We start from the raw sequence: 19609 nt of genomic DNA, 5'->3' as shown, positions 1-19609 counted from the left end.
TTCGTTGCAACAAAGATACTCAAAAAGCATTTTGAAAAAGCAGGAGTGATTTAATCAATATTTATTTGTGAGGAAAAATTGATTAAATAATGGAGTTAATTTACATCTATTGTTTAAGCTATACTGGTAATTTTCATAAAAAATCAAATTTAAAATATAGATAAAGAGCAAATTTATTTCTCTTAAGAGGATTTATGCTTAATAGCATAAGTCCTCTTTTTATGTCCAAATTAATCATTAAAAATCAAAATACTACAGAAAAATAAAAATTCTGGTTACCAAAGAGGGTGAATTTCACTTTATAAAGTGAGGGGTATTTTGTCATCTTTCTATAAAAATCAAAATACTTTAAAGTGTGAATATTTCTAAATTTTTTATGTGAGATTAGCATATTTCAAATCCATTACGCTTATCAAGGGAAAAAATCAGCTTACATAGGAGGTAAAATGCAAGCAATAAAGATTTATAGTATGAGAGTTGCCATTAACAATATTAAGTTCAGTAGCTCAACAAGAAGTAGAAAATACCTCAGCCCATGTAAAAAAAAGACTGAAAATTAAAATGGAAAAGGGGGAGCTTATTGGTTTTCAAGGTTGCCTTGGCTATGATTATGACCCTACAACAAAAACTATCTCCATAACAGAGGTAGGTGCCATGCAAAACTTTCCCAGGAGATGCTATTGAAGAGCATCGATTGGTAAGATTCGACGGCTGAGAGTGTAGTGCTGTTGTCAAGAAAATGTGAATGCTATAATATATTATATAAATTAAGAGGTGAAACTATGATAATAGACAGTTATGATAATGAAACAGAGTCACTTATCAGTCTAAGAGACTTTTACGGAGAAAAGAAAAATATTGCAGAAAAATGCTTGATAATATTTTCAAAAAGCATACTAGAATATTTGCTTGATAACTTTGAGTGCGAAGAAATTGGAAATATAGGCTCTGTAAATGGGTCAAGGCCAGTATATAAAAGCAGATTTGAGGGTCAAGAATTTGTGTTTTACCTTACTATGATAGGTTCAGCCCTTGCTTCAGGAGGTTGTGTAGAAGTTAATTGGATTACAGGTGCAAATAAATTTATTATGTTTGGCTCTTGTGGCAGTCTTGACAAGGAAAAGACTTTTGGAAAGTACATTATACCAACAGAGGCTTATAGAGGTGAGGGGGCATCTTATTATTATGCGGCTCCTTCAGATTATTTGGATATTAAAAATCATGAAAAGCTAGAAGAATTTTTCACCAAGGAAAAAGTTCCCTATACTAAGGGAAAGGTCTGGACTACAGATGTTATGCTTCGTGAGACACGAGCACTTGTCTTAAAGAGAAAGTCAGAAGGGTGTATAGCAGTGGAAATGGAGCTTGCAGGTGTTCAAGCAGCTTGTGATTTTTACGGATTTGAACTTTATAATTTTCTGGAAGCAGGAGATGTCCTAAATGATAGCTCGTATGAGGTCGAAGGACTCCATAGTGGCAACCACGATTTTGGAAAATTGCATTTGGCATTGAAATTTTTAAAAGAAATATAGCAATTGAAGCCTAGAATAACTTTAAAATTTTTAGAAGTTTATCAGGTTTTTTAATTTCTAGGAAAACACAAATAAAGACATTTCAAACTGGTATAATATAGATAATTAATTAATGTTTGGGGTGCTATGATGAAACACAGCAAAAATTTCAATCTTTTTTCAATAGTCCATCATACGCAGCGATGTTTGTGCTTGGCATGAGCAGGAATGGAAGAACTGAGTGGAAAACGAAGGAAGGAATTAATATTAAAGAATTAGAAGAAAAAGGGATTAATAATTTATAGCAAAAGGAGTGTTGAAAGTGATTGATAAAAGCAATAAAAAATTTTGGGACAAATTTGCCAAGTTGTACGACCCTTTTATGAAAAAAGACAGGGGAGTTTACGATAAAGTTTGCGAATACATTGTTCCTCATTTGAATGAAAATATGGATGTGCTCGAACTCGCTTGTGGTTCTGGGCAATTGTCGTTCAGCCTTTCAAAGCATACTGGAAGTTGGATTGGCACAGACTTTTCGCAACAGATGATAATGGAAGCGAAAAAGCGTGGCGAGGGCAAAAACCTCACGTTTGAAGTAGCCGATGCAACAAAGTTGCCTTATGAGAATGACAAATTTGATTGTGTGTTAATCGCCAACGCACTGCATATTATGCCTAATCCGGACGAGGCGATGAAAGAAATATTTCGGGTATTAAAACCAAATGGGACTTTGTTTGCACCTACTTTTTTGTGGTCAGAGGGAAAGCAACGAAAAATAATCAAGAGTTTGATGTCTGTTTTGGGATTTAAGATGTATCGAGAATGGAATAAAAAACAATTTGAAGATTTTGTCGAGGAATATGGATTTTCGGTAGTTGAAATGAAATTGGCGTACGGGGCTGTTGCACCGATTGGCGTGATGATTGCTGAAAAATTATCCTAGCAGGTTTTAAGAAAATATATACAAAATTAAAGGGCTTTTGGAATTTTACAATTTACACAAAAGCCCTTTTTGATTTATCATTTTTCGTATTTTAAAAATCTGTTGGAAAGATATAAGAAGGCTGTCAATTCTACGACTGCAAAAAAAGTCAGTATCATTAAATTGTGTGCGCTTATGAATCTGAAATTGTTGGATTCGATTGCAAGAAAGCTTAATCCGATAATTTTTAGGGATTTGTACGCCGAAGCAAATCCAAACATTGTAAAGATTGTAGACAACAGCACTATGATTCCAAATGATTTTATTTTAATTGCGATAGCCGTGAAAATTCCTATTATGGGAATCGCGAGAAATACGCTGACAATTGTATAGTAAAGATATATTTTGAAGTCTATGTCAGAAAAATTCGCCACAAATTTCCCGCCTACATAAAACAGTGCCAAGAAATATATTTGACAAAGGGCTGTTATTATCAAAGCCAAGGTCAACTTTGCCAATACAAATGATATGTTTTTCTGTGGACTCAATCTTATGAATTTCAGTCCTGCTTTGTGTTCGACTGACCAGAGGCTTGCTGTCACGATGGCTATTAGCGGGATAAAGAAAAATGAAAAGTAGAACAGGCTCACTTGTGTCCACAGACTCTGCCATTGATTTGTCAGGATTTCTCTGTTTCCCATATAGTTTATCAGGCCGAAAGCATTGGCTAAAAGTGGTATTATAAGACTTACCAACAAGATATTCATAAACTTTATTTTTTTAAATTCTAATTTTAACATTTTTCCTCCTATTCTTTGTATAAGTTGTAAGATTTCATTGTTTTTAGGTAAATAACAACTGAGATTAAAAGTGTCGTTGCAATTATCAATGTGTAAAAATTTATCGGGTTTAATACTTGGACGAATTTTCCGTTGTCTTTCACATAAGAAATACTCAACAGGCTCGCCATCCACGCAAATGGATTTACAAACGACAGATTTTCTGATGTGAGCATAGTGATTACTCCGCTAAGGCCTCCTATTATCGACACAAATGACATAGTGTAGACTTTTTTTGATTTCATTTCTATTGTCATAAACAATCCCAATAAAAACAAATTTACAACGAGTGCGGATAGATTTACTACTCCACATCTCAAAATAATTTCGCTGTCAACACTGAAATTAACAGAGCGTTTTGCCAATAAGATAAATGTGATTGATTCTGTTATTTGCAACAAAATCAACCTAAGTGACAAATTTTTGAATTTATCGAGCAGTATAGAATTGACTTTTTCGCCGAGAATTATCTGCATCTGCCACATTTTGTTTTTGTCTTCAATCTCGACAACTTTTTTTACAAGAGATGATATCAATATGGGATTTATTAGCAACGATATGAACAAATAAGTGTCCAGAATGTAGAAAAGTGGGTGCTTGCTATCTAAAAAAGTTTTTGAATGGTTAACCCCAGCCACTATTAGCATTTGAGCGGCAAATACTATTGTCATCAAGAAGTTTATCCCAAGTCTCTTGTACTTTTTTCTCTCCAAATTTTTCATTCTAAGACCTGCTTTCTTCGATAAATAGTTTTTCGAGGCTTTCTTTTTCTTCTTCAATCCTGTATATATCCACTTTCCCGTGCAAAAAATTCACGATATCTGCAATGTCTTGGTCGGATTTTTTGCCCAAAATTATCTTGTTTCCATTGATGTCGTCTTGGTCAAGGTCTATCAATTCGATGGCTTTTTTGTTGTCGGATGTCACGATGGATATATATGGTGGATGCAGTTTTCTGTAATCTTCCAAGCTTCCGTTGTACTTTAATTTTCCATCTTGGAGTATTCCGATGTGAGTTGCGATTTTTTCTATCTCATCGAGAATGTGCGAAGAAATTAAGATGCTTGTAGAAGTGTTTTTCACAATGCTTTTAAATAAATTTCGCATCTCTTCGATTCCCTGTGGGTCGAGTCCATTTATCGGTTCATCCAAAATCAAAAGCTTGGGATTTCCAATCAATGCCATCGCTATTCCAAGTCTTTGTTTCATACCGAGTGAATACTCGCGGGCTTTCTTTTTTTCTACATTGTTGAGCCCGACAAGGTGTAGTGTTTTTGAAATTAATTCTTTTTTTATTCCCTTTAGCTGACAGATTATTTCTAAGTTTTCATATCCGGTTAGATGTTCATAAAAGGACGGATTTTCTATCAGAGCGCCGAGATATTTGTTGAAATCTTTTTGGTTTTTGGAATTTAATTCGCAGTCAAAAATTTTAATCGTCCCTCCGTCTTTTTTGACAAGGCCGAGCACGAGTTTCATTAGAGTTGATTTGCCAGCTCCGTTTTTTCCAATCAAACCGTAAATAGATTTCTCCTCAATCACCAACGAGTCTAAATCCAAGACTTTTTTGTTGTTGTATGATTTTTTTAAATTTTTTATTTCCAATATTTTATTCATAATCATTCCTCCTAAAAATAGAATAGCAACCACAGATAAAAATAAAGTGTAATAAAGCTCACTTTTACATCACAAAAACAAAAGTGCCCAAAAAGTGTTGTATAATAGGCTTAATGAGGGGGATAAAATGGATTTTAGAAAAAATTTTAGCGTACTGGTAGTTGATGACGAAAAAAATTTGCTGGAAAATCTCTACAATTTTTTGAAAGATAAGGGATTTGAGAAAATTTACACTGCCAAAAATTTAAAAGAGTCGAGGTTTAAATTGGAGAACAACAAAATTGACTTGATAGTCTTGGACTTAATGCTTCCAGATGGAAGTGGCTTCGAGTTATTAAAAGAAATTAGACAGTCTTCTGATGTTGCAGTAATAATTTTATCGGCACTTGACGGAATAGATGACAGGAGAGAAGGATTTGAAAACAAGGCAGATGACTACCTTGTCAAGCCTTTCTTGCCAGACGAACTTCTGTGGAGAATCGATGCGGTTTTGCGCAGAAGCAAAAAAATCAACAACGAAGAAAAGATAAACATTGGCAATGTGGTTTTCGACAAATCGAAGGGAATACTCGTGAAAAACGGCGAAGAAATTGCACTGACAAAAACACAATATAAAATCCTAGATTACTTATGCGAAAATGCGAATATGATAGTTTCAATCGACAGAATATTGGACAATATATGGCAAGATTCGTACGGATATGAGAACACACTAATCACGCACATTTACAGGCTTCGTGAAAAACTCGAAGATAACCCAAGAGAGCCTAAAATATTAATCACCATAAAAGGCCTAGGCTACAAGCTAGTTAAAGAGGAATAAAATGTTTAATTATATTTTAAAAAGATTCAAAAAAATTGTGATAAGAATAATATCCCTTATTTTTTTCTTGGCGGCATTACTGATGATTTTCCTCTACCTAAACTACAAATTAAATTACAAATACCCAAACCCCAACGATGTTTTTTCCTACGTGGAACACAACAAAACAAGCGAATATCTAAATTCAAAAAACAAAAATTTTTTAAAAGAAAAAAACATCTGGGCGATAAGGCTCGACAAAAATGGAAATATTATAGAAAGCTTTAACAAGCCCACAAAAGTCAAAAACAAATTTGAAATAACGGATGTTGCAAGATTCACAAGATATTATTTGGATGACTATCCAGTATTCACATATATCGTGAAAGATGGATTGATTGTATTCGCCTATCCACAAAACTCTCTGGACAAATTGCCATCTAACTATTACAATTACGACAAATTTATCATCAATTTGGCACTGGTTTTCATATTTTTAATCCTATTTCTACTATTTGTATATGCAATTTACAGGATTGACATAAAAGATATCTTCAAAAACATCCTGCCATTTCAAAAAGCGATAGACAATCTATATGAAAAAGACTACGAAAAATTAGATGAATACGGAGAACTGAAGGATTTGGCACTCAGCATAAATGAGGCAAACGAAAAATACAACAATTTGAAAGAATCTCAGGAAAAGTGGATAAGAGGAGTAAGCCACGACGTGAGGACTCCACTCGCAAAAATCTCTTGGGAGATAAGCAAAGAAAACAAAGAAAATATTGATGTACAAAACATACAATCCCAAGTCACGAAAATCTCCGACATACTAGAAGGGCTAAATCTAACGCTATCTATTTCCAACATAGACCGAGAAAATTTCGAGGAGAAAAGCCCGGTAAAAACAATTCGAAAACTCATTGTGGACAAGCTCAACGAAAACCCGGACAGGGAAATTATTTTTGAAAATAACATCGAAAACCAAAACACAAAAATAAAACTGGATGAGAATTTGTTCTACAGAATGCTTGAAAATATTTTGAAAAACTCCATAATTTATACCAACGGGAAAATCAGAGTTATACTCGAAAACACAGACGGATTATTTGTAGTCACTGTCCTAGATGAAGGACAAGGGATATCCGAAAATATTATCGAAAAAATCAACAGACAGGATTTGACCAACATAACAAAACACGGCCTTGGAATATTTATCTCGAAACAAATCGCCGAATTACACGAAGCAACCTTCAGCATAAAAAACAAAAATCCGGGACTTGAAGTGTCTTTTGCATTCAAAAATACCAAATAAGTTTTGTTTAGTTATAAATAAAAATACCGGGAAATTACCTTTGTTAAAATTTTTTGGTGGGATAAAAAATTGGTTATAAAAATGATTTCACGTTAAAATAATATGATATTATATAGTTAAGAATATTGACTTAATCATTTTATTTTGAGAATTGATTGAATGAGGGTGATTTTGTATTATATTCAAATATCAAATCAAAGTGGAGGAAAATGTGATGAGCAGGAAGATTTTTACTAGAGTTATCACAGAAAAAAGAGCGAAAAGTTCGAGCAGAAGACCGAGATACGGGCTTAGAAAATTAACCGTTGGCGTTGTGTCGTGTATCATTGGATATGCGATTGTGTTTTCCGGAGGGATATCGTCTGCACAACAAGAGGTGAATCCCGAAACAAAACAAATGGAAGTGATTGAAAAAACCGACAAAGATGAAGTCAATCTACCAGAAAAACACAACCAAGCCGGTGCGCAAATTTTATCGGAAAACAAAATTGCAAGTTCTGCGAGAGAAGATTTGACGGATAAAAAGACTATCACAGTTACTTTTGATGCTAATGGCGGAAATTTCAAAAATGGCAGCTCGATTTTCACGGCAAATTCTAAAAACGGTGAATTTGTTCCGGAAATTCCTTCAAATGGAACTAAAGAATTTATCGGATGGGCAAGCACGCCGAATGAAAAACATTCTGAAGGTGATGTTTTAAAAAATTTATCCGAAAACAAGACGGTTTACGCTGTGTGGAGGGACAAACCAACTTCACAGCCAATCGAAAAAAAAGATTTGGATTTGAAATCAGATGATGAAAATCAACTACAAAAATCAGCCCAACAAGAACGTACGAGTGAACAGACGAGTCAACAAAGCACACCAGAAAGCAATTCAAAGCCTATTGTAACTACTGAAAAGCCTGAAGATGAATCCGATTATGTGAATATAAATTTCAGTTATATTACAAAAATCGACGATGATGGCAAGGTTAATTACGGCGAATTAATCGGAGATGGTGACAAAAAAATACAGGCAAACAATGAAATCAATGCAACGAAGATGAGGACGTATTGGGTGTTGAAGAATGCGAAGTGGGATGATGTAATCAACTACACCGATAAGGACGGCAATAAAGTCTACCAAAATTTGCGTGTAGAAAACGGGGAAGGCCACAAATTTATCGGCTGGAGTGACAGCGATAAGTTGGAAAAAATTGTAGAACCAAAAGAAATCAAAGCTGATTTGAACGGCTCTATTAATTTTTATGCAAAGTTTAAAACTAATGACATAATCTACTACAAAAAATCAGACAATGCTCTCGAGTACGACTCCGATGGATACAAAATCAACAAAGAAGTTGACTACGACAAGGTAATACTAAATACACAAGAAGAAAATACAGAGCTTGAATTTTCGAAAATTCAGAAAACGTTAATAGGAAAATATTCGGTTAAAAATGGTGAAACTACTAAACTACAGACTTCGGGTAAAATTGATGCCGAGGTGGAAGTTTACGTCAGAAAAGATGCGAACAAAAAATTAAGCGATATTAAATTAATGACGAGAGATAAAAGAGGTAGATTCACCGAATTGTGGTATTACGAAAAAAATGGCACAAAAAACATCGCTGCGAAAGAAGACGAAGCTGTGCAAAACGGAGATGTTTACTCAGCTCGTGTTATTAAAAGTGGGACGGACATCACAGATGTAGATTTAACAAAAACTCCTTTGCCCGAAGACATTTGCAAGGTCAAATTGATAAAGGAAGACTCCATCAAAGATAAAATAAATAAGGATGGAAAATCATATTTCGACAGAACTTATGCAGTATTTAAAGAACACTATATGATAAATATTTTCCAGACAAACGGAGGAGAATTTGTAAGGATTAAGAGCCATCTTGGAGAATTTGAATATTTAGGATTGAAAGTGAAAGACGCAAAATCTTTTGGAAATCCGACTTGGTATGACGAATCGCTTACAAAAGACCCAAATTCAGTAAAATATGACAAGGATAGGATAACAAAAGACTGTGTATTTGTCGCAAAAGCTACGGAATTACCTAAAGTTGAAACAATAAGAGAAAAAGCCACGTCGATTAGAGGAAAGGGCGTTCCCGGTGCGACTGTCACAATAAAACACTTGGTAACTCCTGAAGGGAAATCAAACCCCGAAATCAAAGTAGATGACGATGGAAATTGGGAAATTTCTGGTCTGGATGATATGAAAAAGTCCGTCCATTTTTATGTTGAACAAAAAGTTGGCAGAAAAGAAGTATCAGGGGTAGATGTATATGTCCAAGAAATTGAAAAAAGCAAAAGATACGAGCCACAATACACCAATGTCACGATTAATCCAGAAGAAGTTGCCACTGTGGATTCCCCAAAATTATTCGAGCAAACTGAAGGAAAATTGGGAGAAGAAACCACAACTAAATACAAGATATTTTCGTACAAAATATTGTCACCTCAGATTGATGGACTTAAAATCGACAAAAAAACTGGCAAGATAACTTACAAGTCAAAAAAAGAAGATGCTGGAAAAACAATAAAAGTCGTGGTTGACATTGTGTATTATGATGACTCACAAGAAACAACGACGGTTGATATATTTGTCAGACCAACCGAGAAAATCATCGATGTGACACAAAATCCGAACGAACCAACTCCGAAAGGTTACGTTAGGGTCACGATTGACAAGGGAGTGGGGACTGAAATAAAAGAAGGAAGTTCTAAAAAAATATACGACATTAAAAAAGGGGAGAAATTATCCGAAAAAGATTATCCGGTTTTGGAAATCAAAGCACAAAGCAAAAATGAATACAAAAAACCTGTAACTTGGACGATTGCTCCCGGTGTAGCAATCAACGAAAACGCAAATATAGTTGGAAATGCTACAGAAACTGATGCCAAGATTAACACTCCGATTGCGAAAAAGAAAAAAATAAAAGTCAACGACAAAATCGAAGCGAAAGAACTTGTAGAATATGACAAATTGCCAGAAGAAACAACTTTCAAATGGAAGCAAGAGCCTGACACGACAAAATCAGGAAAAATTGCGGCAACAATAGTCGTAGAATACAAAGACGGCTCGATTGATGAGGTGACAACGGAACTTGATGTATTAGAAACGGCATCGAAGATTACACCGATTCCGAGTGTCAAAACGACAGACGAAGTCGTAGGATACGGAAAAAAATTCGATTTGACAGATAACGTAGAAAAAACTGATGAGATTTTAAAAGTAGAAGACATAACAGAGCAAGGGAAAATCGACACGAAAAAATCTGGAAATTACACCGGAAAAATCAAAGTTACATTCAAAAATGGTTCTTCTAGAATTGTCGATGTGAATGTCGTAGTGGAAAAATCACAGGCAGAAAAATTTGCCCCAATTGCGAAAAAATTGACTGTGAACAAAAATCACGTCGCAACTGTTGAAGAATACAAGTCGTTGCTATCGAACATTGCTGAAATTGAATCAATCGACATCAAATCGCAGGCTGACACGAAAAACACAGGTGTGTATAAATCTACAATCACAATCAAATTCAAAGATGGCTCTGCAAAAGATGCGGAAATTTCGGTGGAAGTAATCGACAAAATCGGAGGAAGCGTTGTGAAGCCGATTATGGGAATGGAAAAAATTTCCAATCAAGAAGTCAAGGAAAATTCTTCGATAAAAGACATCACAATAAAGCCGACCGACCCGAAAGCTAAGCTAGAGATTGAAGGGTTGATCGAGGGATTGGTTTTTGACAAGGATTTGAAGAAAATATCTGGAACACCTGTGGTTTCTGACTGGAATAATAAAAATGAAAAAGAGTTCACGATTAAAATCAAAGTCACAAACGAAGATGGCTCGACAAAAATTGAAGAATTTAAAATAAAAGTGACGAAAGACAGCACAACACCAGGAGGAACAAAGCCTGAAGAAACACCGGGAGGAACGAAGCCTGAAGAAACACCGGGAGGAAATCATAACGGAAATCAAAACGAAAACCACGAAACAACTCCTGAAACAACTCCTGAAACAACTCCGCAAACCGCTCAAAACAAAACATCCAAGGACAAACATTTAGAAAACAGCACACAATCTGAGGACAATACAGCCGACGGAAAACAATCAAAACCTAAAGCTGACGCGGACAAAAAATCAAAACATCAACAAAAAGAATCCAAAAGATACAAAGGGGCGTTGGAGTATAACACATTTGACGTGAAAAAAGGAAACACAGCCAAGATTGTTGCGACATTTGTCGATGAATGGGGCAATAAGATAAATATGCCAAGCACAACTGTATTTTCATTGGAAAAACACTCGCCAAAAAGCGTGAAAATAAATCCTGTCACAGGCGAGTTGTCATTCGACTCGACTGGCTATAAAGATGGCGACAGAATTGTCGTGACGATAATTGCCACGATAAAAAATCAAACAACAAAAGTATTTTCATTGTTCAAAAACGGAAAAGAAGTAATTTCAAGCGAAAAAGTGACGATGGCAAATGGAGATGTGGTTTACAAGACAAAAGTTGTAATCAACGTTGTGAAAAATGAAAATGATACAATAAAACACAAAAAAGCAAACGCAAATTCAGTTCAAAATAATTCCAAATTGCCAAAAGCTGGAATTGGTTTTGAAGCTACGACGACAATCGCAACGATGTTGTCATCAATTGGATTGTATTTGACAAAAAAGAGAAAATTAAAATAAAATTTTGATTTTAATGAACGGATGCTCAATTTATTTGGGCATCTTTTCTTTTGCACAAAAATACCACAGCTTTTAGAGGTTGATAAGCTGTGGCGTTTTTGTTTTGTCAATTATGACTACAAATAAGAGGATTGTATTAAGAAAGGGGTTGCTAATGAGTTTTCCAATCTGGTGTTAATTGTAGAAACCATAAAATCAAATAACACTAAAAATAAATCAAAATTGTCAAACTTCAAGTGTTTCTTAATTCAGCTTTATTCTATCACATAAAAACAATATGTTTTATTGAAAAAAACAATAAATGGCGGAAATTATCAATCAATATCCGATAAAAATTAAAAAAAATTAAATTTATTTATCAAAATAAAAAAATATTTTTATTTTTTCGCTTTTGCTTTTAATTTTTCACACTAAACACCCGTAATATTTCAACGAAAATTTTGAATAGCGGATTTTATTCGAGAAAAATACGCGTATAAAATAATGAATAAATATCTATTCAATTATCCAATAAATATATATAATACGCAACAACTTTTTAGCGAAATATGATAGAATGATAATAGGTGATAATATGAAAACAGTTATTGTTTCAGGATTTTTAGGTTCAGGCAAGACCACATTCATCAATCACATATTGGGATTTAACAAAAATACTCTTGTGATAGAAAACGAGTTTGGCGATGTGAGTATAGATTCTATGCTCATCAAAAACGACGAGCTTATCGAAATAAACTCAGGTTGTATTTGCTGTGGACTTAAGATTGATTTTAAAAATATTATCGAAAAAATCGACAAGAACAAGTTGATTATTTAAATATTGTCAACTATTCAAAATAAAAAGATAAAGGAGAAAGTCATGAATTTGAGAAAAAAATTATTGGCAGGATTGTTGTGTCTAGCAATTGTTGGACTTTCTGGATGTGGTCAAAAAGCTGACGAAAAGAAAGAAGCTAACAACACTCAAACACAATCATCAACAGAAAAGAAAGAAGAAAAGAAACCAGATGAAGTCAACGGAGTTTCAAAAGAAAACCCTATAAAAGTTGACGAAGAAAAGAAAACTGTAACGGTTTTGTGTTCAGTTAACGGTAAATATTTTACTGAAAATACAAGACACGCATCCGTATTTACAGACGGAAGTAACGGTGCAAAATCAATTCTTACTGCTTATGGAACACCTGAAAATTTCTTCAACGCATTAGTTAAAATCGGAGCAAAACCAGGAAACAATATGAATCCGGACAACGCAACAAAAACTCACGTTGAAGGTTCAAAAATAAAAGCAACAGTTACTTGGGAAGGCGCAGGAAAAGATTACGACATCAACGATGTAATCAAAGACAGTTCTGGAAAGAAAATTGATTTCAGATTTGGCGGCAACTTGGAAAGAGCCAACAAGAAAAAAACAGGATGTTTGTCTTGCTTGGATTCTTGTCCAGTAGGAATTGTTTCTAACGCAGCTTACACTTACGGTGCTGTTGAAAAAAGAAATGAAACTAAATTTACAGGAAACGCAGACGTTCTTCCAGAAGATGGAACTTTCGTAGCTGTAACATATTCTTTGGCAGAATAATTGAGGTTTTCTGTGAAAAAATTACGAGCGATATTTTATTATTTAACTACGGGAATGGCCATTGGATTTCTTGTTTGTTTGCTATTATTGTTCAATGTAAATTATGAAATGATGGTCAGCCAGCAGCTAGTAATGTATATCTTTACAGCTTTCGGATTGGTTCTTGCAATTGCCTACTCAAACATCAACAGATATATATTTTTCATATTGGAAGCGTTGATTGCAATCATTGCGTTGGCTGGAGGAAAAACACAAACTCTCATCTACATTGTCAAGGAATTTGTAATGTACAAAGGACCCGTGAAAAATATATTCGTAGCGACAATTGCAGCAGTAATTGCTATTAATTTGATTAATCTTTATATAGTTCTCACTCAAAAGAAGTATCAAAAATTCTACACGAGAGAAGAAAAACGAGCTATGAAAGAAAAAGAAGTCAAATTGAGCGATTTGAGAGAGGAAAAATCTGCGGAAGAAATTGCGGAAATCAAAAAATCGAGGAAAAAAGAAAGAATTATTGCGCTTGTTTTGTTGGCGGTGATGTTCGGAGTGTACTTACTCGTTCCTAGCGTAAAATTAAAAGTCAACGAAGCTTTCTCAACAATTTCAAAATTGGATACAAAAGTTGTAATAGCGTATTTGAGGTCTTACGGAAAACTCGCAGCGGTGGTGTCGTTTATACTGATGGTTTTACAATCAATCGTAGCACCGATTCCAGCTTTTCTAATAACTCTGTCTAATGCGGCAATTTTTGGATGGGTAAAGGGAGCGATTCTTTCGTGGTCATCGGCTATGGCTGGTGCAGCACTTTGTTTCTTCTTGGCAAGAGCGTTGGGAAGAGATGTTGTCGAAAAATTGACTAGCAAAGGAGCGATGGAAAGCGTCGACGTGTTTTTCGAACGCTACGGGAAATACGCGATATTAATCTGTAGATTGTTGCCGTTCGTTTCGTTTGACTTTGTAAGTTATGGAGCCGGTTTGACAAATATGGGATTCTGGTCATTCTTCATAGCAACTGGAATTGGACAATTGCCGGCGACGATTGTGTACTCTTACGTTGGGGGAACTCTAACAGGTGGAGCTCAGAAACTTTTCGTCGGATTGTTGACGCTATTCGCGTTGTCGATAATGATTGGAATTGCCAAGAAAATGTACAACGATAAACAAAAGAAAAAAGGCGAAAAAGTCGTCGAATAAATTTCAAATCATAGGTTATGAAAATTGGCCTATGATTTTTTTGTTCAATAGATTGGAAATTTTCGAATAGATTGGAATTTTAAAATTTTTTAAATTGTGATTGCAATGATTAAATTTGACAATAAATATTTTTACAATTAAAATTTTATTAAGCAACATTTTTCTGATATGCTAATATACATAATTTTTCAGGAGGATATTTTGAATAAGAAATTTAGAGATGTGATGATTGTTGGATTTGCTTTGTTTGCAATTTTCTTCGGTGCGGGCAATTTGATTTTCCCTCCGTACTTGGGTGTTGTGGCAGGAAGTGATTTCAAGAAATCTATGTTTGGATTTTTATTGACAGACCCTGTGCTACCAATTTTAGGAGTAATCATTACAGCGAAGCTCGGCGGTAGAGCAGAAGATTTGGGAAAAAGAGTAGGAGAAAATTTCTCGAAAATACTTGGCACAGTTACAATTCTTACCATAGGCCCTTTTTTTGCGGTGCCTAGAACGGCTGCTACGACTCACGAGGTTTTTGTGTCGAAGGTTTTTGCAGGAACTCCGGAGTGGGTGACTGCGATTGTTTTTTTCACTTTGACGGCTATTTTCGTATTCAATGAATCCGGAGTTATCGACAAAATCGGAAAATATTTGACTCCTGGTCTTGTCTTGATTTTGATTTTTATTATTGTAAAATGTATTGTCAAACCGATTGGCACTTTGAATGCGCCCGGTACTAATCAGCTCTTTTTGAAGGGGTTTGCAGAAGGCTATCAAACGATGGATGCACTGGGTGCTAGTTTGATGACAGGAATTGTCGCAAATGATTTGATAAGAAGAGGATACGATGATGATGCTGAAAGATACAAGCTTATTAAATGGGTCGGACTTGTTGCATTTATTTTGCTATCGGTTATTTACGGTGGGCTTATGTATGTCGGAGCGACTGCGTCAAAGTTGTACACAATTCAAAACACAAGAGCAGACATTTTGCTCGGAACTGTTCAAAATATTCTCGGCTCGATTGGAATGGTTGCAATTGGAATTGCCGTGTCACTTGCCTGTCTTACAACTTCTGTCGGATTGAGCGCTGTGGCGGGGGATTTCTTGTCGAAAATTTCTAAGAATAAAATAAGCTACAAGACGATTGTAATTTTGGCTGTAATCGTGTCAGGTGTTTTGTCTTTGATTGGTGTCGAAGGATTGATAAATGCGGCTGTTCCGGTTTTGGCGACTGTGTATCCTGTAATCATCGTTCTTATTTTGATGGGAATGGTCGATAAATTTATAAAATATGATATGATTTACAAGGGAGCAGTTCTTGCGACGTTTGTTGTCAGCTTGACTGAAAATGTGAACAAACACCTTCATATTTTAGAAAAACCAGCAGAACTTATCAAAAACTTGCCGCTTCATTCGGTAGGTTTCGAATGGTTGATTCCGGCGGTCATAACTGGTATCTTGTTCGGAATTGTCGAAATGATTTTGAAAAAAGAAAAATAAACGAAAAAATATCACAGGGAAATTTTATCCTCTGTGATATTTTTAGTTTTATATTATTTTGTCACCAAGTAAACTATTACTGATGCGATTGTCGTTGTCAATCCTACTGCAGCCTCAAATGGAATTATTTTCAATCTGTCGGCTATTGACATTTTAACCGAACCACCTGTTGCGTGGAAGAATGAACCGTGAGGAAGCGAGTCGATTACCGTCGCACCGGAGTGAACCATTGCACCTGCGTTAAGTGCGTTGACATTTGAAGCAATCAATGATTTTGCGAATGTTTGTGAAGCTATTGTACTTCCTGCAGTTGTAGATGCAGTTGCAGCTCCCAACAAAATACCCGAAACTGGTGCGAGGATAAATGCTGGTAAGTTGAACGCTGTGATTAGATTAATCATATCGTGTTGCAACGTTGAGTTTTTGATTATACCTGCGATTGTCCCTGTTCCAATCAAAAGAGCACACACGCCTATTATCTTACCGAATCCGTAATTGACGTATTCTTTTGTGTTTTTAGTTTCTTTTGTAGCGAGTAAGCATACAAATCCTCCGAGTGGAAGAGCAATCAATGGGTCGATTGTAATCTTCGCCAATGGTCTAAGAGCCAATAAAACAATTACAGTCAAAGGTCCCACGATTGACGCTATAAAACTTGGCAAATTCGTTCTGTCACTCGATTCCAAATCAGATGAATCGATTACATCTTTTTTCTTTTTTGCAAGATACATTGCCAACAAAATTGCGACAATCAATGCGCAAATCGCTGGAACGATGTTGACATACATCAAAGATGTAAGATTTACTTTGAATCCTTCAGCAGTTGCTATCGTGTTAGGGTTCGGGCTTATGACGTTGCCGGCTTTTCCTCCGCCAATCATAGCCAACAAAATGCTTGATTTCGAAAGATTTGATTTCTTTCCGACAGCTAGTGCGATTGGAGCACAAGTTATAACAGCGATGTCGATGAAAACACCAACTGCACAGATTATCATAGTGGATATTGCAATTGCAATCAAAGCTTTTTTGTCGCCTAATTTTTTGATAATCGTGTCGGCTATTTTTTCTGCGGCACCCGTTTTTACAAGACAACCTGCCAATATACCACTTGTCATAATTCTTAAAACTGAACTCATCATAGATTCAGAACCTTTAATCATTGCGGACACTGTTCCTACAAGTCCGCCTCCTCCGATAAGTCCACCAACTAATGCGCCGATAATTAAAGCGTAAGTTGCGTGGAAATTTTTGATGATAAGGAAAATTGAAAGCGCCAAGCCAATCAATGCTCCCATCGTTGAAAAAGTTGCGTTGTTCATACTACCTCCATAAATTTATCAATTTCATTACTTGATCTACACTTCTATACAAATTTTCTTCTGCGACTTTTTTATCCATCGCTTGATTTGTGCTGATGCAATCATTCAAAATAGGGAAGAAAGCATCAATTCCCTTGTCATTGACCTTAATCGCATCGTTATCGCAAACTCCGCAAAAAGCAACGACTTTTTTGTTGTATTTCTTGGCAACATTTGCAATTCCAACGGGAGTTTTACCCATTGAAGTTTGGAAATCCATCTTGCCCTCTCCGGTTATAATCAAATCCGAATTTTTAATCAACTCATCTGCGTTCAACATCTCGAGAATAATGTCGATTCCAGGTTTTAATTCTGCATTTAAATAATTTTTGAAAGCGTAGCCCAATCCACCTGCAGCGCCCGCTCCTTCAATAGTTGCATTGGCTTCTGGAATGATTTTTTTCGTAATCAGATGATATTTCCCTAAAAGCTCGTCCAATTCCTCAACCTGAGATGCTGTTGCGCCTTTTTGCGGAGCGAAAACTCTCGCCGAGCCACGTTCTCCACAAAGAGGATTGTCAACGTCGCATGCGATTTGAAATTTGCACTCAGAAAGTCTCTTATCAAAATGTTTCAAATCTATTTTGTCCAAATCGTTGATGCCTATTGGGCCGTTTGAAATTTCGATTCCATTTTCATCAAAAAATCTCACACCCAAACTTCTCAACATCCCCATTCCGCCGTCAGTCGTCGCAGAGCCGCCAATGCCGATGATAAATTCCCTGATGTTTTTGTCCAAAGCATCTTTTATCATATCGCCGACTCCAAAAGTCGTAGCATTCATTGGGTCCAAATTGTCTTTAATCAGAGTAAGACCACTCGACTCACTCATCTCCATAATTGCGAGCTTATCATCTACAATCAAATATCTCGCTGTGTGGTGTTCCATCAAAGGATTATGTACATCTACATTTATTAATTCTGCATTTTTAATATCCTTCAATGAATCGATAGTTCCCTCTCCGCCGTCAGCGACTGGAAGAACAGTGACTTTGCCCGACGAATTTTTTTCGCAGGCTTTTTTGATTACAAGTCCTGCTTCCAAAGAACTCAAACTCCCTTTAAAGGAGTCTATCAATATTAAAATATCCATACAAACCTCCTAATTAAATTTTATAACAAACGATTGCACAAATGTATGTTTTATGTAATAATATTGTTAAGAAAACAAATAAAATAATTATTATGGAGAACAAATGAGAATTTCAGACCACACAGCAAAAATGATTGTTGAAAAATTGAAAGACGTTATAGAATACGATTTGAATTTTTTTGACAAAGAAGGATATATAATTTACTCGACAAATTTCGACAGAATCGGTACATATCACGAAGCAGCGCTTCAATGTGTAAAACAAAAAAAGACGATTTACGTTGAAGATGATAAGGAATACGTCGGTGCGAAAAAGGGAATCAATGTTCCGGTCACGATTGACGATGAGATTATCGCTGTAATAGGAATCACTGGAGACAGGAAAGAGGTGATGAAATACGGCAACATCATCAAAAAAATGACCGAAATTCTCGTCAAAGAGCAACTCGTCGAGAAGAACAAACTAAAGAAAAAGGATATGAACAAGTATTTGTTTGAAAGTTTGATAAATAATTTAGAAGATTACGGCTCTTACAGATATCTTGAAAACGAACAAGAAAAATACGTGATAGTCGGCAAAAATTCTGACAGCAGATTTTTGTTGACAGATTCCGACCAAATCTATAAGGTGTTGGAAAATAATTTGTCGAATAATTTTGTTTACAGCGTTTTTTACGGAGAGATTGTCATACTATCCAACAATGTCGACAAAAAAATTATAATGAAAAAACTCAACAAAATAAAATCGCAAATTAACAGTGCGATTGACAACAGAATTTCATTCGCAATAAGCGATTCTTTTAAATTAATCAATGAGTTCAAGAAAAACTACGACAATTGTCTTGTAGCTTTGGATTGGATTGTAAATTTGGAGAAAAAAGACTACATTGTGGATTATTCGACTCTCGATTTGGGAATTTTGCTTGGAAGCATTAAAAAAGACAGAATTAGAAAATTCAAAAAAGTTGTGTTGAAAGATATTTCAGAAGAAGATTACAATATTTACAAGGATTTGATTAAAATATACGCGGCAAATAATCAGAGCATAACGAAGTGCGCAGATGATTTGTACGTTCACAAAAACACCGTTCAGTACAGATTGAATAAACTCAAAGACATAACTGGATTTGACCCGAGATGTGTTGAGGATTTCATAAGATTGTACTTGGCTTTCATATTGAATTAA

The 19609-nt window shown here is 35.4% G+C and carries 16 protein-coding genes and 1 pseudogene; 12 read left to right on the top strand and 5 right to left on the bottom strand.

All coding sequences use genetic code 11. The features are described 5' to 3' along the window. Positions 1 to 474: 474 nt before the first annotated feature. The 4 genes and pseudogenes from Q0X02_RS03775 to Q0X02_RS03760 all read left to right on the top strand — a co-directional run. Positions 475 to 639: pseudogene (locus tag Q0X02_RS03775) on the top strand (recombinase family protein); the annotation flags it as partial. 143 nt (positions 640 to 782) lie between these two features. Further along, positions 783 to 1532, top strand: a complete 750-nt coding sequence (locus tag Q0X02_RS03770; protein WP_297811773.1) for a nucleoside phosphorylase — start codon at positions 783 to 785, stop codon at positions 1530 to 1532. 116 nt (positions 1533 to 1648) lie between these two features. Continuing rightward, positions 1649 to 1816, top strand: coding sequence for a DUF4357 domain-containing protein (locus tag Q0X02_RS03765; RefSeq protein WP_297811770.1), 168 nt, complete (start codon positions 1649 to 1651; stop codon positions 1814 to 1816). Between the two features lie 17 nt (positions 1817 to 1833). Continuing rightward, positions 1834 to 2454, top strand: coding sequence for a class I SAM-dependent methyltransferase (locus Q0X02_RS03760; protein WP_297811766.1), 621 nt, complete (start codon positions 1834 to 1836; stop codon positions 2452 to 2454). Between the two features lie 77 nt (positions 2455 to 2531). Here the strand turns inward: Q0X02_RS03760 and Q0X02_RS03755 are convergent, their stop codons facing one another. From Q0X02_RS03755 to Q0X02_RS03745, 3 genes are read right to left on the bottom strand one after another with little or no spacing between them, the layout of a single operon-like run. Continuing rightward, the gene (locus Q0X02_RS03755; protein WP_297811763.1) at positions 2532 to 3233 is read right to left on the bottom strand and encodes an ABC transporter permease; all 702 of its coding nucleotides are present in this window, start codon (positions 3231 to 3233) and stop codon (positions 2532 to 2534) included. 8 nt (positions 3234 to 3241) lie between these two features. Next, on the bottom strand, positions 3242 to 3994 hold the full coding sequence (locus Q0X02_RS03750; protein WP_297811761.1) for a hypothetical protein: 753 nt from the start codon (positions 3992 to 3994) through the stop codon (positions 3242 to 3244). Position 3995: 1 nt separating this feature from the next. Further along, positions 3996 to 4889, bottom strand: coding sequence for an ABC transporter ATP-binding protein (locus tag Q0X02_RS03745; protein WP_297811758.1), 894 nt, complete (start codon positions 4887 to 4889; stop codon positions 3996 to 3998). A gap of 127 nt (positions 4890 to 5016) precedes the next feature. Between Q0X02_RS03745 and Q0X02_RS03740 the strand changes: the two genes are divergently transcribed. From Q0X02_RS03740 to brnQ, 7 genes are all read left to right on the top strand, one after another. Beyond that, the gene (locus Q0X02_RS03740; RefSeq protein WP_297811754.1) at positions 5017 to 5712 is read left to right on the top strand and encodes a response regulator transcription factor; all 696 of its coding nucleotides are present in this window, start codon (positions 5017 to 5019) and stop codon (positions 5710 to 5712) included. A gap of 1 nt (position 5713) precedes the next feature. Beyond that, positions 5714 to 7009, top strand: a complete 1296-nt coding sequence (locus Q0X02_RS03735; protein WP_297811751.1) for a sensor histidine kinase KdpD — start codon at positions 5714 to 5716, stop codon at positions 7007 to 7009. A gap of 214 nt (positions 7010 to 7223) precedes the next feature. After that, on the top strand, positions 7224 to 11708 hold the full coding sequence (locus tag Q0X02_RS03730; protein ID WP_297811748.1) for a Rib/alpha-like domain-containing protein: 4485 nt from the start codon (positions 7224 to 7226) through the stop codon (positions 11706 to 11708). A 574-nt stretch (positions 11709 to 12282) separates the two neighbouring features. After that, positions 12283 to 12525, top strand: a complete 243-nt coding sequence (locus tag Q0X02_RS03725; RefSeq protein WP_297811745.1) for a GTP-binding protein — start codon at positions 12283 to 12285, stop codon at positions 12523 to 12525. A 42-nt stretch (positions 12526 to 12567) separates the two neighbouring features. Continuing rightward, positions 12568 to 13284: a YdjY domain-containing protein gene (locus tag Q0X02_RS03720; protein WP_297811742.1), complete on the top strand. Its 717-nt coding sequence runs from the start codon at positions 12568 to 12570 to the stop codon at positions 13282 to 13284. 12 nt (positions 13285 to 13296) lie between these two features. Next, complete coding sequence (locus tag Q0X02_RS03715) at positions 13297 to 14481, top strand: TVP38/TMEM64 family protein (protein WP_297811740.1); 1185 nt, start codon at positions 13297 to 13299, stop codon at positions 14479 to 14481. A gap of 201 nt (positions 14482 to 14682) precedes the next feature. Further along, entirely contained in the window at positions 14683 to 15972 is a 1290-nt protein-coding gene (gene brnQ, locus Q0X02_RS03710) for a branched-chain amino acid transport system II carrier protein (RefSeq protein WP_297811737.1), read from the top strand. A 53-nt stretch (positions 15973 to 16025) separates the two neighbouring features. On the opposite strand, the gene Q0X02_RS03705 is transcribed toward brnQ, so the two are convergent. Together Q0X02_RS03705 and Q0X02_RS03700 are read right to left on the bottom strand one after the other, a co-directional pair. Continuing rightward, a complete protein-coding gene (locus Q0X02_RS03705; protein ID WP_297811734.1) occupies positions 16026 to 17291 on the bottom strand; it encodes a GntP family permease in 1266 nt (421 codons plus the stop codon). A 1-nt stretch (position 17292) separates the two neighbouring features. Beyond that, complete coding sequence (locus Q0X02_RS03700) at positions 17293 to 18423, bottom strand: glycerate kinase (protein WP_297811731.1); 1131 nt, start codon at positions 18421 to 18423, stop codon at positions 17293 to 17295. Positions 18424 to 18526: 103 nt separating this feature from the next. Between Q0X02_RS03700 and Q0X02_RS03695 the strand changes: the two genes are divergently transcribed. After that, positions 18527 to 19609, top strand: a complete 1083-nt coding sequence (locus Q0X02_RS03695) for a sugar diacid recognition domain-containing protein (RefSeq protein WP_297811729.1) — start codon at positions 18527 to 18529, stop codon at positions 19607 to 19609.

The organism is uncultured Finegoldia sp. (genome assembly GCF_947252345.1).
Classification (GTDB): domain Bacteria; phylum Bacillota; class Clostridia; order Tissierellales; family Peptoniphilaceae; genus Finegoldia.
Note: the sequence above shows the minus strand (reverse complement) of the source record. Positions and strands in the feature narration are given on the sequence as shown.

Excerpts from the sequence above, each read along its gene's own strand:
- Q0X02_RS03770 (WP_297811773.1), top strand. The coding sequence starts at position 783 with ATGATAATAGACAGTTATGATAATGAAACAGAGTCACTTATCAGTCTA.
- Q0X02_RS03755 (WP_297811763.1), bottom strand. The coding sequence starts at position 3,233 with ATGTTAAAATTAGAATTTAAAAAAATAAAGTTTATGAATATCTTGTTG.
- Q0X02_RS03750 (WP_297811761.1), bottom strand. The coding sequence starts at position 3,994 with ATGAAAAATTTGGAGAGAAAAAAGTACAAGAGACTTGGGATAAACTTC.
- Q0X02_RS03745 (WP_297811758.1), bottom strand. The coding sequence starts at position 4,889 with ATGAATAAAATATTGGAAATAAAAAATTTAAAAAAATCATACAACAAC.
- Q0X02_RS03740 (WP_297811754.1), top strand. The coding sequence starts at position 5,017 with ATGGATTTTAGAAAAAATTTTAGCGTACTGGTAGTTGATGACGAAAAA.
- Q0X02_RS03735 (WP_297811751.1), top strand. The coding sequence starts at position 5,714 with ATGTTTAATTATATTTTAAAAAGATTCAAAAAAATTGTGATAAGAATA.
- Q0X02_RS03730 (WP_297811748.1), top strand. The coding sequence starts at position 7,224 with ATGAGCAGGAAGATTTTTACTAGAGTTATCACAGAAAAAAGAGCGAAA.
- Q0X02_RS03725 (WP_297811745.1), top strand. The coding sequence starts at position 12,283 with ATGAAAACAGTTATTGTTTCAGGATTTTTAGGTTCAGGCAAGACCACA.
- Q0X02_RS03720 (WP_297811742.1), top strand. The coding sequence starts at position 12,568 with ATGAATTTGAGAAAAAAATTATTGGCAGGATTGTTGTGTCTAGCAATT.
- Q0X02_RS03705 (WP_297811734.1), bottom strand. The coding sequence starts at position 17,291 with ATGAACAACGCAACTTTTTCAACGATGGGAGCATTGATTGGCTTGGCG.
- Q0X02_RS03700 (WP_297811731.1), bottom strand. The coding sequence starts at position 18,423 with ATGGATATTTTAATATTGATAGACTCCTTTAAAGGGAGTTTGAGTTCT.
- Q0X02_RS03695 (WP_297811729.1), top strand. The coding sequence starts at position 18,527 with ATGAGAATTTCAGACCACACAGCAAAAATGATTGTTGAAAAATTGAAA.